Genomic DNA, 14,457 nt, shown 5'->3' with positions numbered 1-14,457 from the left:
TCAGGGAAAGTCGCTTGAGGTCGTCGAAGAGCGGTCACTCGAGGACGCTGGTGTCGGCGGTCCCGGCCACGTCGACGTTCGGTTCGAGCACCCCGATGCCGTTCATCAGGTCGGCGACGCCCTGGACCGTCTTCGTCACCTCGGCGTCGATCGGCAGCACCTGGCTGTACGCGGCCGAGGCGAGGGTCTTCGCCACGGACTCGTCGGCGCCGTTGCGTTCCACGATGGCCTTCGCGTACGCGTCCTCGTGCGTGTCGGCCCACTTCAGGGCCGTACCGAGCCGCTTCAGGAAGTCCCCGAGCGCGGCCTTCTTGCCCGCGTCGGCGAGGGCCTCGTCGGAGGCCCCGATGAAGCCGTACCCGCTGACGCGGCCGTCGGCGCCGTCGACGAGCAGCTTGCCGCCCTGCTCCAGACCGACGGCCTGGTAGACGCCGAAGGTCGCCCACGCATTGATCTTCCCGGAGGCGAAGGCGGCCTGCGCGTCCGTCGGCAGCAGGTACTGCACCTTCACGTCGGAGTACGTCAGCCCGTTCCGCTGAAGGACGTTGGCGAGCAGATACTCCGAGATGCTGCCCTTGGCCGAGGACACCACGACCTTCTGGCCCTTCAGGTCCTTGACGCTGTCGATGCCGGACCCGTCCCGGACGACGATCCCGACATGCCGCCCGTCGTTCTTCAGCGCGGCGACCTTCTTGAAGCGCACCCCGCCGCTGAGCGCCTGGAGGGCGGGCAGATCGGCCGAGTACGTCGTGTCGGCGGCGTTCGCCTGCACGGCCTGGTAGAGCGGGGCCGCGCCCTCGAACTCGGCCCACTTCACCCGGTAGTCGGCGCCCTTGAGAGCGCCGGAGGCGGCGACGATGGTCTGGAGGGTCTTGGCCTGGTCGCCGATGGTCAGCGTGACCCGGCCGTCCTCGGCGGAAGCCCGCGCCGAGGAGTCGCCGCCGCAGCCGGTCAGCGCCAGCAGGGCGGTGAGGCTCAGCGCGGCGGCCGCGATCCGGCGTACTGCTGGGGGTGTCACGAGGGGGTTCCTTCCAGGGTGCGGTTCACGCCGAGCCAGGTCAGCAGGCGGGCGCGCAGGGAGACGAACTCGGGGGCGGTCAGATCACGGGGCCGGGGCAGATCGACGGTCAGCTCGTGCGCGATACGGCCCTGGTCCATCACCAGCACGCGGTCGGCGAGCAGCAGCGACTCCTCCACGTCGTGCGTGACCAGGAGGATCGCGCAACCGTGGCGCTGCCACAGCTCGGCGACCAGTTGCTGCACCCTGCCCCGGGTGAGCGCGTCGAGAGCGCCGAACGGCTCGTCCAGCAGCAGGAGTTCGGGTTCACGGACAAGGGCGCGGGCCAGCGAGACCCGCTGGGCCTGACCGCCGGACAGCGTCTTCGGCCACACGGTCGCGCGGTCCGCGATGCCGACCTCGTCCAGCGCCTTCGCGGCCAGCGCCCGGTCCGCCCGGCCCGGCAGACCGAGGACCACGTTGCGCCACACCCTCAGCCAGGGCAGCAGCCGGGGCGACTGGAAGGCCGCACTGCGCCGGGCCGGCACGGTCACCTCGCCGCCGATCTCCTCGTCCAGTCCGGCGAGGATCCGCAGCAGCGTCGACTTGCCGCAGCCGCTGTGCCCGAGGAGAGCCACGAACTCGCCCTCCCTGATGTCGAGATCGAGCTCGTGCAGCACGGTATGACCGTCGAAGGCCCGCGAAAGGCCGCGTATCTCCACGCTGTTGGACACACCGGTGGCGGTCTCGGACACGGTGGTCATGCCTCCCCCTCGAAGTTGGCCCGCCAGGTCAGCAGCCTGCGCGACAGGACACGTACGGCGAAGTCACAGGCCAGCCCGAGCAGCGCGTACACGGCGAGGCAGAGCACGATGACGTCCGTGCGGAAGTACTGCTGGGCGTTGCTCATCAGATGGCCGAGCCCCGCGTCCGCGTTGATCTGCTCGGCGAACACCAGTGCCAGCCAGGCCGTCGACAGCGCGTACCGGAGCCCCACGAGAGCCCCGGGCAGCGCGCTCGGCAGGATCACGTACGTGATCAGCCCCAGCCGACCGAGGCCCATCATCCGGGCGGCCTCGACGAGTTGGGCGTCCGTCGACCGGATCCCGCCGTAGATGTTGAAGTACAGCGGATACGTCACACCCAGCGCGACCAGCGCGATCTTCGGCGTCTCCTCGATGCCGAACCACACGATGAACAGCGGGATCAGACCCACCCAGGGGATCGCCCGGAACATGCCCATCGAGGAGTCGATGACGTCCTCGCCCAGCCGGAACAGGCCGGCCAGCAGCGACAGGCTCAGCGCGACGGCCGCCCCGATCAGGAACCCGGTGGCGGCCCGCCTGCCCGAGGCGGCGACGGCATCGGGGAGTTCGCCGCTCTTCGTCAGTTCCACGGCCTGCTGGACGACGTCCACGGGGGAGGCGAGGACGGACTCGGGGAGCAGTCCGGTCGCCGATGTCAGGAACCACAGCAGGACCAGACCGACAGGCCCGCAGGCGCGGCGGACGGCACGGGGGACGGTGAAACGGCGCGCTGTCCTCGCGGTGCCCCGGATGGTGACGCGGGCCGGCGTGGGCGCTGTGCCCTCGGTGGCCGGACGCCGGGGGAGCACAAGTGGTTTCGTCGTCATGGCCGGCTTCCCTCCACGGCCGGGCGGGCCGGATCGGCGGACCAGGCTGACCAGGAGCCGGGGAAGAGCGTCGCCTCGAAACCGGCGAGGGCGAGCGCGGCGATCTGATGGGCGGCGGTGACACCGGAACCGCAGTACACGCCGATGCGCTCCACCCGGTCGGTGCCCTTCGCCACGAACCGCTCCCGCAGCTCCTCGGCCGACCGGAACGTCCCGTCGGCCGCCAGGTTCTCCCCGGTCGGCGCCGACACCGCCCCCGGAATGTGCCCGGCCCGCGTATCCACCGGTTCGACCTCACCCCGGTACCGCTCGGCCGCCCGCGCGTCCAACAGCAGCCCCGACAGAGCGAGTTCGGCGGCCCCGTCGGCATCGGTCACCGGGAGCCCACCGGGTCGCAGAACGACACCACCGGGCGCCGGAGCGGCGGGCACCCCCGACTCCAGCTCCAGCCCGGCGGCCTTCCAGGCCCCCAACGCCCCGTCCAGCAGCGTCACATCGGCCACCCCGGCGAACCGCAGGAGCCACCACGCCCGTGCCGCCGCCGTGTTGCCCAGATCGTCGTACACGACGACCGGCCGCCCCTCCTCGACACCCCAGCGCCGCACCGCGGCCTGGAGATCCGCGAGCTCGGGCAGCGGATGCCGCCCGCCCTGCGGACTGGGCGGCGCGGCCAGTTCGGTGTCGAGGTCCACATACAGCGCGCCCGGGATGTGCCCGGCCGCGTAGTGCTCGCGGCCGTGCGGGTCACCGAGCGCCCACCGCACATCGAGCAGTACGGGCGGACGCTCGGAGCGGAGCCGTGCGGCGAGTTCGGCGACGGAGGTGGTGACCCGCCCGTGCGTGTCCCGCCCGCCACCCGCACCCGTCCCGATGTCCGTCCCCGTGTCCGTGCCGGCGCTCATACCGCACCCTCCGCGATGGCGGGCAGTTCGGCGGACAGGCGCAGTCGTTCGAGGAAGAGGACCACCGTGGCGGCGGCGGTGCGGTGCAGGGCGTCGTTCAGTACGTCGTGCCGACCGCCGTCGAAGGTCACGGTCCGTACCCCGGGGTGGCCCGCGTACGCGTCGAGCGCCCCGTCGAGCGGGCTGACGGCGTCGTCCGTGCCGTGCAGGGCGAGCACGGGGACGTCCACGAGGTCCAGGCGCAGCTCCGGCAGGTCGTCGGGGCTCTCGTCGAGCACGCCCCGCCGGAAGTCCGGGTCGTTCGCCAGCCGCCCCTGATGGGTGGGGCAGGCGGTCCGTGCCGCTGCCTCGGCCTCCCAACTCCCGGACGTCCAGGACCCGATGGGCAGCCCGGCGAGGATCAGTGCGTCGAGTCCCGCGGCCCGCTCGGCGGCGAGCTGTACGGCGTACCGGGCGCCCGTGTCGGAGCCGACCAGCACCTTGGGGCCGGGCAGCGACTCGTCGGCCAGGAGCTTGGCCGCCGCGTCGAGGACCGCGGGGTCGGCGGTCGGATCGCCGAGGGCGCGGACACGGTAGGCGTCGAAGGCGAGACGGCGGCCGAACCGCTCGTACACGCCGCCGTGCTCACCCCGTCCGGCGAGCACGACGAGCGTGCCGCGCGCGGCGAGGCCTTCGGGTTCGTCCCAGGAGGACAGTGCGGAGGAGGGCATGGGGAAGCAACTCCCGTTTCAGGGCAGGGGAAAGGAGCGAGAGCGCACGTGGGCGAGAGCCGGACGGACACGTGTGTCAGTTCAACGGAGGATCACTCGACGTGCGCGCGGAGAGAGCGCCGCCGTAGCGGCGGCGGGGGAAATCAGCGGATCAACGACAACGCGCGCTGCACGCCACGCCGAAGTCGATGACTCGGCGCTGCGTCAGAAAGGCAGCAGAGGCGGTCGCGGGAATCATGCGTTCATCATGACCGGCGATGCCGCGTCACGTCCAACGACGATTCCGCATCGAAACCGATCAGGAATCGCGATCGATGCCGGGCGGCGGCTACCGTCGCCGCATGCCCCAACCTGTCCTCGACATCGTGGCCCTGCGCAGTCTGACCGCGATAGCCGACTGCGGCGGCTTCCACCGCGCGGCCCGCTCCCTCGCCCTCAGCCAGTCCGCGGTGAGCCAGCACGTCCGCAGGCTGGAGAAGACGCTCGGCCGCGCGATCGTCGAACGCGAGGGGCGCGGTACCCGCTTCACCCCCGACGGACGGCTCCTCGTCGAGCAGGCCCGCCGCATCCTCGCCGTCCACGACGAGGCCGTGCGTGCCCTGCTCGACACCGACGGCGACGCCGTCACCATCGGCTCCACCGAGCACGCGGCCGACCAGTTCCTGCCACGGCTGACGGCGGCCGTGCAGGAGGTGCGCCCGGGCTGCCGCGTGCGGTTCCGCATCGACCGCTCGGCACGGCTCGTCGAGGCCGTGGAGCGGGGGAGTGTCGATGTCGCGGTGTACGTCACCGAGGCTGCCGCGACCGAGGGCACCCCTGTCGGCGGTCTGCCCCTGACCTGGCACGCCCCGCCCGGCTGGGAGGCGCCGACGGCCCCCGTCCCGGTCCCGTTGGTGGCGGTCGAGGACCCGTGCGCGATCCGTCGCCGGGCCATCTCCACGCTCGCCGCGCACGGTGTCGCCGCCACGGTCGTCGGCGACGCGGGCTATCTCGCCGGCGTCCTCGACATCGCCCGCACCGGCCAGGGCGTCGCCCTCCTCGCCGCCGTCGGCCCCGCTCCCGACGGGCTCACCCCGTACGACGGACTCCCGCCCGTCACCCCCATCCCCATGAGCGCCCTCGCCCGCCCCGGCGCCGACCCGGCCACGGTGGAGGCCGCCTTCGAGGCCGTACGGGAACTGCTGCGCTGAGGGAGCGGTGCGCGGAGAACCGGGTGGGGCCCGGCCGTTCGCTCTCGCGACGCCCTGGGTCAGCCCTGCCGCAACATGCGGGCCAGGACGTCACGCTGCAGGGGCAGGACCTCCGCGTGCAGGTCGCGGCCCTTGTCCGTGAGGGTGACCCACACCCCGCGCCGGTCCTCCGCGCAGACGGACCGTTCCACCAGGCCGTCCTTCTCCAGCCGGCCGATCAGCCGGGAGAGCGCGCTCTGGCTGAGGTGGACCTTCTCCGCGATGTTCTGCACCCGGCACAGGTCCCCGGCCGCCGTGGCCGCCGCCATGCCCGACGCGAGGATGTCGAGCACCTCGAAGTCGCTGGCGCCCAGGCCGTGCGGATGCAGCACGCGGTCGATCTCGCACATCGTGCGGGCGTGCACGGACAGGATGCCCCGCCACTGCTCCTCGAGCCGGACGTCGGCCGTGTTCGCTGCCATATGTGCACGGTAACAGAGGGCGAGATGATCGTTGTCCGTGCAACTTGTGCAGGCGCAACGATCGCCCTCGCGCTACTCCGCCGCGGTGTCCTCCACGAGCCCGATCAGGTTCCCGTCCGTGTCCTTCACCGAGGCGATCAGCCGGCCGCCGCCCACGTCGTGGACGTCCTCCAGCGTCTCCGCCCCGGCGCCGAGCAGCCCCGCCAGCGTCGCCCGGATGTCGGTGACGTGCCAGTACGGCACCGGACCCGTCATCCCCTTCGCGTGGCCGTTGGGGTCCAGCCCCACGTCCTGCCCCGCGTCCTTGAACCCGACGTAGTACGCCGAGTCCGCGTACGGCTCCACCTTCAGCAGGGCGCTGAACAGGGCCTTCGCCCCGGCCAGGTCCTTGACGGGGTAGATGATGGTCTTGAGTCCGGCGGTCATGGCGTATTCCTCCGAGGTCGTTTCCGGTCGTTGGGATCTGCGGTCCACGCTAGGACGCGAGGGCCCCGCCGGGCTTCTCCGATCCTGACCAGAAGGGGCGCGGCCCCTGGGGACGGGAAGGGCGGGTGCGGCGGGGGCGAGGACGTCACGCCGGGCGGAACCACACCGTCGCCAGCGGAGGCAAGGTCACGCGGATGCCGGCCGGACGACCGTGCCAGGCGTGGGGCTCGGGTGTCACGGGGTGCGCGTTGGAGACGTCGCTCCCCCCATAGACCGCGGCGTCCGTGTTCAGCACCTCGCGCCACGCCGAGATGTCTCCGGGCACTCCCAGGCGGTAGTCCGCGCGGACCACGGGGCTGAAGTTGGAGACGGCGAGGAGCGGTGTGCCGTCCGCGTCGAGCCGCAGGAACGCGAAGACGTTGTCCTCGGCGGCGTCCCCGCTCACCCACTGGAAGCCGGCCGGGTCGGTGTCCCGCTGCCAGAGGGCGGGGGTGTGGCGATAGGTCGTGTTGAGGTCGCGGACGAGGTCCCGCACCCCCCGGTGGTCGGCCTGCGCGACGTATTCCGGATCGAGCAGCCACCACTCGGGTCCGTGGGCCTCCGACCACTCCGCCCCCTGCGCGAACTCCTGCCCCATGAAGAGGAGTTGCTTGCCGGGGTGGGCCCACATGAACCCGAGATACGCCCGGTGGTTCGCCCGCCGCTGCCACCAGTCGCCCGGCATCTTCGACACCAACGCCTGCTTCCCGTGCACGACTTCGTCGTGGGAGATGGGCAGGACGTAGTTCTCGCTGTACGCGTACACCATCGAGAACGACATCTCGTTGTGGTGGTACTTGCGGTGCACCGGCTCGTGCTCGATGTAGCCCAGCGAGTCGTGCATCCACCCCATGTTCCACTTCAGCCCGAAGCCCAGCCCACCGCTGTCCGTCGGGCGGGTCACCCCGTCCCAGGCCGTGGACTCCTCCGCGATGGTCACCACACCCGGCGCCCGCCGGTACACGGTCGCGTTCATCTCCTGCAGGAACGCGACCGCGTCCAGGTCCTCGCGTCCGCCGAACACATTGGGCGACCACTGGCCGGAGTCACGCGAGTAGTCGAGGTAGAGCATCGACGCGACCGCGTCCACCCGCAGCCCGTCGACATGGAACTCCTCGCACCAGTACACGGCGTTCGCCACAAGGAAGTTGCGCACCTCGGTGCGGCCGAAGTCGAACTCGTACGTCCCCCAGTCCGGATGCTCGGCCCGCCGGCTGTCCCCGGGCTCGTAGAGCGGCTCCCCGTCGAAGCGGCCGAGTGCCCAGTCGTCCTTGGGGAAGTGGGCGGGCACCCAGTCCACGATCACACCGATCCCGGCCCGGTGCAGCGCGTCGACGAGGTATCTGAAGTCGTCGGGGGTGCCGAGCCGAGCCGTGGGCGCGTAGAAACCGGTGATCTGGTAGCCCCAGGAGCCGCTGAACGGGTGCTGGGCGACCGGCATCAGCTGGACGTGGGTGAAGCCGAGGTCGCGGACGTACTCCGGGAGTGCATCAGCGAGTTGACGGTACGTCAGCCCCGGCCGCCAGGACGGAAGATGGATCTCGTAGACGGAGAACGGGGCCTCGTGCACCGGGATGTCCCCGCGCCCGGCCATCCACTCCGCGTCATCCCACTCGTAGTGCGAGGCCGTGACGACGGACGCCGTCGCGGGCGGCACCTCCGCCTGGCGTGCCATCGGGTCGGCCTTGAGGAGACGGTGGCCGTGCCGGGAGGTGATCTCGAACTTGTAGTGGGCGCCCTCGCCCACCCCCGGCACGAACAGCTCCCAGACGCCGGACGAACCGAGGGACCTCATCGGGAACGCCGTCCCGTTCCAGCAGCCGAAGTCCCCGACGACCCGCACCCCTCGGGCGTTCGGCGCCCACACGGTGAAGCGGGTGCCGGTCACGCCCTGGTGGGTCATCGGCTCGGCGCCGAGCGCCTTCCACAGCTGCTCGTGCCGCCCCTCACGGATCAGGTGCAGGTCCAGTTCACCGAGCGCGGGCAGGAAACGGTACGGGTCATGGACCTCGTGGTCGGTGTCCTCGTAGGCGACGAGCAGCGTGTACTCCGGGACGGCGTCCAGCGGGAGCAGGACGGAGAAGAGACCGTCGCCCTCCGAGGCGAGATAGGTGCGCTCGCCGTCGATCACGACGCTCACGGCATGCGCGTACGGACGCAGGGCCCGCACGGCCACCCCGCCCGGCACCGGATGGGCGCCGAGCAGGGCGTGCGGATCGTGGTGGGCGCCGGAGAGCAGCCGCGCACGGTCGTCGGGGGCCAGGGGAGGGGCGGCCACGGTCAGCCGGGGCCTGCGCGGGGGCGGGCCCGCCGCCTCGGGGGAAGTGGTGTCGCGCAGGGCCACGGTCAGTCTCCTCTCACGGCGAGACGCTCGATCGCCGCCATCGGTACGGGAAGCCAGTCGGGGCGGTGCCGGGCCTCGTAGAGGACCTCGTACACGGCCCGGTCCGTCTCATAGGCGCGCAGCAGTCCGTGCTTCTTGCGCGGGTCCCAGCCGGCGTGGGCCGCGTAGCCCGCGCAGTAGGCCTCCCGGCAGCGGCGGGCCCACTCCGGGCGCCAGGGGCGACGCTGCCGGGCGGCGTAGTCGAAGGAACGCAGCATGCCGGCGATGTCCCGCACCGGCGACTGGGTGCCGCACCGTTCGGCCAGCGGACGGGACGGCTCGCCCTCGAAGTCGATGACGAACCACTCCCGGCCGGCCCGCAGCACCTGTCCCAGGTGCAGATCGCCGTGGACACGCTGCGCGGGCGGCCCGACGTCGCAGGAGAGCAGGGCACGGAAGGCGGTGCGCAGCCCGGGGACGAACGGCCGCAGCGCCGGTACGCAGCGCGCTGCCGCGTCCAGCCGCTCGGTCATCGCGGCCGCCGTCCGTCCGTTCTCGTCATGGGCCCCGGAGGGGAAGGCCGAGGCCAGTGCCAGATGCACCTCCGCCGTGGCCCGGCCCAGCTCACGGGCCTGCGCGGTGAAGTCGTGCCCGGCGGCGAGCGCGCCGAGCGCCAGCGTCCAGCCGTCGGACGCGTCGGGCAGGAACGGCTGCAGCACGCCGAGTGTCGCCGGGAACGGATCGGTGGTCCTGAACCAGGCGACCGGCGCCGGTACCCGGCCGCACCCCTGCCCGGCCAGCGCGCCCGGCACCTCCAGATCGGGGTTCACGCCCGGCTGGATGCGCCGGAAGACCTTCAGGATGAACGCGTCCCCGTACACCAGCGAGGAGTTGGACTGCTCGGCATCCAGCAGCCGAGGCGCCAGACCGGCCGGTACCCGTACGTCCGGGTCCGCCTCGAAACACAGCGGGCCCGTCGTACCGGGGTGCCGCAGCCGCTCGAGGAGCAACTGGGCCGAGCGGGGGTCGTACAGCGCGTCGTACACGGTCAGCCCCGCCAACGGACCTTCGTGCGCCTGCCCGATGAGCGCCCGGCCGAGGCGCGGCACCACCTGCTCGCGCACCCCGAGCAGCAGCTGATAGCAGTCACCTGCCGGGGCGGCGCCACCGGGCGCGGGCACCCCGCTGTGGCCGGTGTGGCTCGGCTGACCGGTGTGCACGAGCAGATGCAGACAGCCCGGATACAGCTCGGTCATCGACAGCAGGGCGAGGTCCGTGACGGGCCGGTCCTTGCCGGCGAACCAGCGCTGCCGCGGCAGCCACGCGCGCAGCAGTCCGGCGAGCGAGGTCATGAGGTCGGCGGCGACCCCGTCGCTGCTCGGCCGGAGCAGTGCGGTTGCGGTCTTCGACATGGTGACGCGTCCTTTCGCCGGCCCGCGCTTCAACGCCCTCGGGCAGCGCGGGAGAGGACTCGGGAGAGCCGGAACCAGTAGAAGCCGTGGCCCGCGAGGGTGAGCAGATAGGGCAGTTCACCGATGGCGGGGAAACGGACGCCGCCGATGAGTTCGACGGGGTGGCGTCCTTCGTAGGCGCGCAGATCGAGTTCGGTGGGCTGCGGAAAGCGGGAGAAGTTGTTCACGCACAGCACCAGGTCGTCCCCGTCCTCCTCGATCGAGGGGGCCTCCCGGAGATACGCCAGCACGGCCGGGTTGGACGACGACAACTCGGTGTAGCTGCCGAGGCCGAACGCCGGGTTCTGCTTGCGGATCTCGATCATCCGGCGCGTCCAGTGCAGCAGCGACGAGGGCGACGACATCGACGCCTCGACGTTGGTGACCTGGTAGCCGTAGACGGGGTCCATGATCGTCGGCAGGTAGAGGCGGCCGGGATCGCAGGAGGAGAAGCCCGCGTTGCGGTCCGGCGTCCACTGCATGGGGGTGCGTACGGCGTCGCGGTCGCCGAGCCAGATGTTGTCGCCCATGCCGATCTCGTCGCCGTAGTAGAGGATCGGCGAGCCGGGCAGGGACAGCAGCAGGGCGGTGAACAGTTCGATCTGGTTGCGGTCGTTGTCCAGGAGCGGGGCGAGCCGGCGGCGGATGCCGATGTTGGCGCGCATGCGCGGGTCTTTGGCGTACTCCGCGTACATGTAGTCGCGTTCTTCGTCCGTGACCATTTCGAGCGTGAGCTCGTCGTGGTTGCGCAGGAAGATGCCCCATTGGCAGCTGGAGGGAATGGCCGGGGTCTTGGCGAGGATTTCCGAGACCGGGTAGCGGGATTCCCTGCGCACGGCCATGAAGATGCGTGGCATGACGGGGAAATGGAACGCCATGTGGCATTCGTCGCCCCCGCTCGCGAAGTCGCCGAAGTAGTCGACGACGTCCTCCGGCCACTGGTTCGCCTCCGCGAGGATGACCGTGTCCGGATACAACGCGTCGATCTCCCGGCGGACGTGTTTGAGGAACGTGTGGGTGGCCGGGAGGTTCTCGCAGTTGGTGCCTTCCTCCTGGTAGAGGTAGGGGACGGCGTCGAGGCGGAACCCGTCGATGCCGAGGTCCAGCCAGAACCGCAGGGCGGCCAGCATTTCCTCCCGGACGGCCGGGTTCTCGTAGTTGAGGTCCGGTTGGTGGGAGAAGAACCGGTGCCAGAAGTACTGCTTGCGCACCGGGTCGAAGGTCCAGTTGGAGGCTTCGGTGTCGACGAAGATGATGCGGGCGTCCTGGAACTGCTTGTCGTCGTCGGCCCAGACGTAGTAGTCGCCGTAGGGCCCGTCGGGGTCCTTCCTCGATTCCTGGAACCACGGGTGCTCGTCGCTGGTGTGGTTCATGACGAAGTCGATGATGACGCGCATGCCGCGCTGGTGGGCGGCGTCGACGAATTCCACGAAGTCGGCGAGGTCGCCGAACTCGGGGAGGACGGCGGTGTAGTCGGAGACGTCGTAGCCGCCGTCGCGCAGGGGCGAGGTGAAGAACGGCGGGAGCCAGATGCAGTCGATGCCCAGCCACTGCAGGTAGTCGAGTTTGGCGGTCAGACCCTTGAGGTCGCCGATGCCGTCGCCGTCGCTGTCCTGGAAGGAGCGGACGAGGACCTCGTAGAAGACGGCGCGTTTGAACCAGTCAGGGTCCCGGTCCTTCTGCGGAGTGTCCTCGAAGGTGTCCGGGATGGGTTTGTTCGTGGTCATGGCGTGGCTGACGCTCCGATCTGCGACGAGGACGACGTGCTCTCGGCAGGGAGCTGGACGTGGAAGACGTGCGCGGGTGCCCGCCCGGGTTCCAGGCGCACGTAGTTCGTCCTTCCCCAGCGGTAGGTCTCTCCCGTCAGCTCGTCGCGCACCGGCACGTGCTCGCCCGGGCCCAGGCCGAGTTCCGCCATGTCGAGCGTGATCCAGGCCTCCTGGATGTGGTGGGGGTCGAGGTTGACGACCACCACGACCGCGTCCGAGCCCGTGCGCTTGCCGTACGCGATCACCGCGTCGTTGTCCGTGTGGTGGAAGCGCAGGTTCCTGAGCCCGTGCAGTGCGGGGTGGCGCCGTCTGATGTCGTTGAGCGCCGTGATGAGGGGCGCGATCGTACATCCGTCTTGTTCGGCTGTGTCCCAGTCGCGGGGGCGGAGTTGGTACTTCTCGGAGTCGAGGTACTCCTCGCTGCCGGGTTTGAGGGGGGTGTTCTCGCACAGTTCGTAGCCGGAGTACACGCCCCAGGTGGGGGAGAGGGTCGCGGCGAGGACGGCGCGGAGTTCGAAGGCGGGGCGGCCGCCTTCCTGGAGGAAGGCGTGGAGGATGTCGGGGGTGTTGACGAAGAAGTTCGGCCGCATGTAGCTCGCGGCCTCGCCGGCGAGTTCGGTGGCGTACTCGGTGAGTTCCGCTTTGGTGGTGCGCCAGGTGAAGTAGGTGTAGGACTGCTGGAAGCCGGTGGCGGCCAGGGTGTGCATCATCGCCGGGCGGGTGAAGGCCTCGGCCAGGAAGATGACGTCGGGGTCGGTGGCGTTGACGTCGGCGATCACCTGTTCCCAGAAGACGACCGGTTTGGTGTGGGGGTTGTCGACGCGGAAGATCCGTACCCCGTGGTCCATCCAGTGCCGCAGCACCCGTGTCGTTTCGGTGATGAGGCCGGGCATGTCGGCGTCGAAGGCGATGGGGTAGATGTCCTGGTACTTCTTCGGCGGGTTCTCCGCGTAGGCGATGGTGCCGTCGGGGCGGTGGTGGAACCACTCGGGGTGTTTGTGCACCCAGGGGTGGTCCGGGGAGCACTGCAGGGCGAAGTCCAGGGCGACTTCCAGGCCCAGTGCGCGGGCTTCGGTGACGAAGTGGTCGAAGTCGTCGATGGTGCCCAGATCCGGGTGGACGGCGTCGTGGCCGCCCTCCGGGGAGCCGATCGCCCACGGCACACCCACATCGTCCGGGGTGGGGGAGAGGGTGTTGTTGCGGCCTTTGCGGAAGGTGGTGCCGATGGGGTGGATCGGGGGGAGGTAGACGACGTCGAAGCCCATCCGGGCGATGGCGGGCAGGCGGCGGGCGGCGGTGCGGAACGTGCCGTGGGGCTGCTCGGGGGTGCCCTCGGAACGCGGGAAGAACTCGTACCAGGAGCCGAACAGGGCCCGTTCCCGTTCCACCAGCAGCGGCAACGGCTCCGACGACGTGACCAGTTCCCGCAGGGGGTGGCGGGTCAGGACCTCGTCCACCTCCGGCGCCAACGCCGCCGCCAGACGGTCGGCGACCGGGAGGGTGTCGTCGCGGAGCTTTGCGACGGCCGTCACCAGGGCGGCGTGCGGGCCGGCCTCCGGCACTCCCGCGGCGGCCCGCGCGTGGAGTTCGGCGCCCTCCTCCAGGACGAGTCCGGTGTCGATGCCGGCCGGGACCTTGATGCGGGCGGTGTGGCGCCAGGTGGCGATCGGGTCGCTCCAGGCCTCCACGCGGTACGTCCATCGGCCCACGGAGGTGGGGGTGACGCAGGCGCCCCAGCGGTCGGTGCCGGGGGCGAGTTCGCGCATCGGGGTCCACGGGGCGGGGCGGCCCTCCGGGTCCTTGAGCACGACATTGGCGGCCACCACGCCATGCCCTTCCCTGAAGAGCGTCGCGGTGACCTCGAAGGTCTCGCCGACGACCGCCTTCGCGGGACGCCTGCCACACTCGACGAGCGGGCGGACGTCCCTGACGGGGACGCGGCCGACGGCCGGTGCCGGGGTCGGGCTCATGGGGTCTCACCTCCGCCGTGCTCGGTAGTCGGCGCTGGGCCGAACGGGTGCTGCAACGGGTCCTACCGCCCCGCCGTGGAACGCCGCCCGGAGGGCGGACCACGCCGGACGGAACGGGTCTTGCCGGTCCGGTCCTTACGGGTCTTGCCGGTGCGCTCCTCGCGGGTCGCGCCGGTCGTCTCCTGCTTGCGCACGCCGGTCTGTTCCTGCAGGTAGGTGGGCAGGCTCGTCTGCAGGTAGCGCTCGGCGGCCGCCACGGCCTCGCGGGCGCAGCGCTTGCCCATCAGCACGCACAGCGTGTAGCCCGAGTTCTCGAAGTTCTCCCGGGCCGCGCGGTCGGTCGGGGACGCGAGCATCGCGCGTTCCCAGGTGCGGTAGCGCCGCAGATGTCTGGCCACCTCGTTCTTGGCGGGCAGCAGCATGTGCTGGTCCCTCCCGGCACTCTCGGCGGAGCACGCTTCCCGGGGGAGGTCGTGCACGGAGGAGCACCGACCCCTTACGGAGCCGATGACTTCACTCATGGTGCACGCGCAACCACCAGGCGTCTTGTTAGTTCTTCAACTACCTCGGGAGTCGCTCGTGTTGC

13 protein-coding genes are annotated in these 14,457 nt (G+C 70.9%); 1 reads left to right on the top strand and 12 read right to left on the bottom strand.

From position 1 onward, the window contains the following. Nucleotides 1-34: 34 nt before the first annotated feature. From OG272_RS03745 to OG272_RS03725, 5 genes are read right to left on the bottom strand one after another with little or no spacing between them, the layout of a single operon-like run. The gene (locus OG272_RS03745; protein ID WP_405892536.1) at nt 35-1,018 is read right to left on the bottom strand and encodes an ABC transporter substrate-binding protein; all 984 of its coding nucleotides are present in this window, start codon (nt 1,016-1,018) and stop codon (nt 35-37) included. Next, entirely contained in the window at nt 1,015-1,761 is a 747-nt protein-coding gene (locus OG272_RS03740) for an ABC transporter ATP-binding protein (RefSeq protein WP_405892534.1), read from the bottom strand. The genes OG272_RS03745 and OG272_RS03740 overlap by 4 nt, the downstream gene beginning before the upstream one ends. Then, on the bottom strand, nt 1,758-2,630 hold the full coding sequence (locus tag OG272_RS03735) for an ABC transporter permease (RefSeq protein ID WP_326584996.1): 873 nt from the start codon (nt 2,628-2,630) through the stop codon (nt 1,758-1,760). The genes OG272_RS03740 and OG272_RS03735 overlap by 4 nt, the downstream gene beginning before the upstream one ends. After that, nucleotides 2,627-3,532 carry a sulfurtransferase gene (locus OG272_RS03730; RefSeq protein WP_327731205.1) on the bottom strand — a complete coding sequence of 302 codons (906 nt, stop codon included), beginning with the start codon at nt 3,530-3,532 and terminating at the stop codon, nt 2,627-2,629. The genes OG272_RS03735 and OG272_RS03730 overlap by 4 nt, the downstream gene beginning before the upstream one ends. Continuing rightward, nucleotides 3,529-4,242: a lysophospholipase gene (locus OG272_RS03725; protein WP_327731206.1), complete on the bottom strand. Its 714-nt coding sequence runs from the start codon at nt 4,240-4,242 to the stop codon at nt 3,529-3,531. Before OG272_RS03725 ends, OG272_RS03730 begins: the two co-directional genes overlap by 4 nt. A 341-nt stretch (nt 4,243-4,583) precedes the next feature. On the opposite strand from OG272_RS03725, the gene OG272_RS03720 reads away from it, so the two are divergent. Next, a complete protein-coding gene (locus OG272_RS03720) occupies nt 4,584-5,432 on the top strand; it encodes a LysR family transcriptional regulator (protein ID WP_405892531.1) in 849 nt (282 codons plus the stop codon). Between the two features lie 59 nt (nt 5,433-5,491). On the opposite strand, the gene OG272_RS03715 is transcribed toward OG272_RS03720, so the two are convergent. The 7 genes from OG272_RS03715 to OG272_RS03685 all read right to left on the bottom strand — a co-directional run bounded on the left by OG272_RS03715 (nt 5,492) and on the right by OG272_RS03685 (nt 14,293). Then, nucleotides 5,492-5,893: a MarR family transcriptional regulator gene (locus OG272_RS03715; protein WP_326585000.1), complete on the bottom strand. Its 402-nt coding sequence runs from the start codon at nt 5,891-5,893 to the stop codon at nt 5,492-5,494. A gap of 72 nt (nt 5,894-5,965) precedes the next feature. After that, a complete protein-coding gene (locus OG272_RS03710; RefSeq protein WP_326585001.1) occupies nt 5,966-6,319 on the bottom strand; it encodes a glyoxalase in 354 nt (117 codons plus the stop codon). A gap of 145 nt (nt 6,320-6,464) precedes the next feature. Then, entirely contained in the window at nt 6,465-8,702 is a 2,238-nt protein-coding gene (gene glgB / locus OG272_RS03705) for a 1,4-alpha-glucan branching enzyme (protein WP_405892530.1), read from the bottom strand. A 2-nt stretch (nt 8,703-8,704) separates the two neighbouring features. Further along, the gene (locus OG272_RS03700) at nt 8,705-10,093 is read right to left on the bottom strand and encodes a maltokinase N-terminal cap-like domain-containing protein (RefSeq protein ID WP_327731209.1); all 1,389 of its coding nucleotides are present in this window, start codon (nt 10,091-10,093) and stop codon (nt 8,705-8,707) included. 29 nt (nt 10,094-10,122) lie between these two features. Continuing rightward, a complete protein-coding gene (gene treS, locus OG272_RS03695) occupies nt 10,123-11,859 on the bottom strand; it encodes a maltose alpha-D-glucosyltransferase (RefSeq protein WP_405892528.1) in 1,737 nt (578 codons plus the stop codon). Next, nucleotides 11,856-13,871, bottom strand: coding sequence for a maltotransferase domain-containing protein (locus tag OG272_RS03690; protein ID WP_405892526.1), 2,016 nt, complete (start codon nt 13,869-13,871; stop codon nt 11,856-11,858). The genes treS and OG272_RS03690 overlap by 4 nt, the downstream gene beginning before the upstream one ends. Before the next feature lie 62 nt (nt 13,872-13,933). Continuing rightward, complete coding sequence (locus OG272_RS03685; protein ID WP_405892525.1) at nt 13,934-14,293, bottom strand: DUF5133 domain-containing protein; 360 nt, start codon at nt 14,291-14,293, stop codon at nt 13,934-13,936. Nucleotides 14,294-14,457 lie beyond the last annotated feature (164 nt).

Origin of the sequence: Streptomyces sp. NBC_00104 (assembly GCF_045160825.1) — a bacterium.
Taxonomy (GTDB): domain Bacteria; phylum Actinomycetota; class Actinomycetes; order Streptomycetales; family Streptomycetaceae; genus Streptomyces.
This window is presented reverse-complemented; position numbering and strand designations above follow the sequence as displayed.

What these genes read in the sequence shown, in the direction of transcription:
- OG272_RS03735 (WP_326584996.1), bottom strand. Translation starts at nt 2,630, where the DNA reads ATGACGACGAAACCACTTGTGCTCCCCCGGCGTCCGGCCACCGAGGGC.
- OG272_RS03725 (WP_327731206.1), bottom strand. Translation starts at nt 4,242, where the DNA reads ATGCCCTCCTCCGCACTGTCCTCCTGGGACGAACCCGAAGGCCTCGCC.
- OG272_RS03740 (WP_405892534.1), bottom strand. Translation starts at nt 1,761, where the DNA reads ATGACCACCGTGTCCGAGACCGCCACCGGTGTGTCCAACAGCGTGGAG.
- treS (WP_405892528.1), bottom strand. Translation starts at nt 11,859, where the DNA reads ATGACCACGAACAAACCCATCCCGGACACCTTCGAGGACACTCCGCAG.
- OG272_RS03720 (WP_405892531.1), top strand. Translation starts at nt 4,584, where the DNA reads ATGCCCCAACCTGTCCTCGACATCGTGGCCCTGCGCAGTCTGACCGCG.
- OG272_RS03700 (WP_327731209.1), bottom strand. Translation starts at nt 10,093, where the DNA reads ATGTCGAAGACCGCAACCGCACTGCTCCGGCCGAGCAGCGACGGGGTC.
- OG272_RS03690 (WP_405892526.1), bottom strand. Translation starts at nt 13,871, where the DNA reads ATGAGCCCGACCCCGGCACCGGCCGTCGGCCGCGTCCCCGTCAGGGAC.
- OG272_RS03710 (WP_326585001.1), bottom strand. Translation starts at nt 6,319, where the DNA reads ATGACCGCCGGACTCAAGACCATCATCTACCCCGTCAAGGACCTGGCC.
- OG272_RS03730 (WP_327731205.1), bottom strand. Translation starts at nt 3,532, where the DNA reads ATGAGCGCCGGCACGGACACGGGGACGGACATCGGGACGGGTGCGGGT.
- OG272_RS03685 (WP_405892525.1), bottom strand. Translation starts at nt 14,293, where the DNA reads ATGCTGCTGCCCGCCAAGAACGAGGTGGCCAGACATCTGCGGCGCTAC.
- OG272_RS03715 (WP_326585000.1), bottom strand. Translation starts at nt 5,893, where the DNA reads ATGGCAGCGAACACGGCCGACGTCCGGCTCGAGGAGCAGTGGCGGGGC.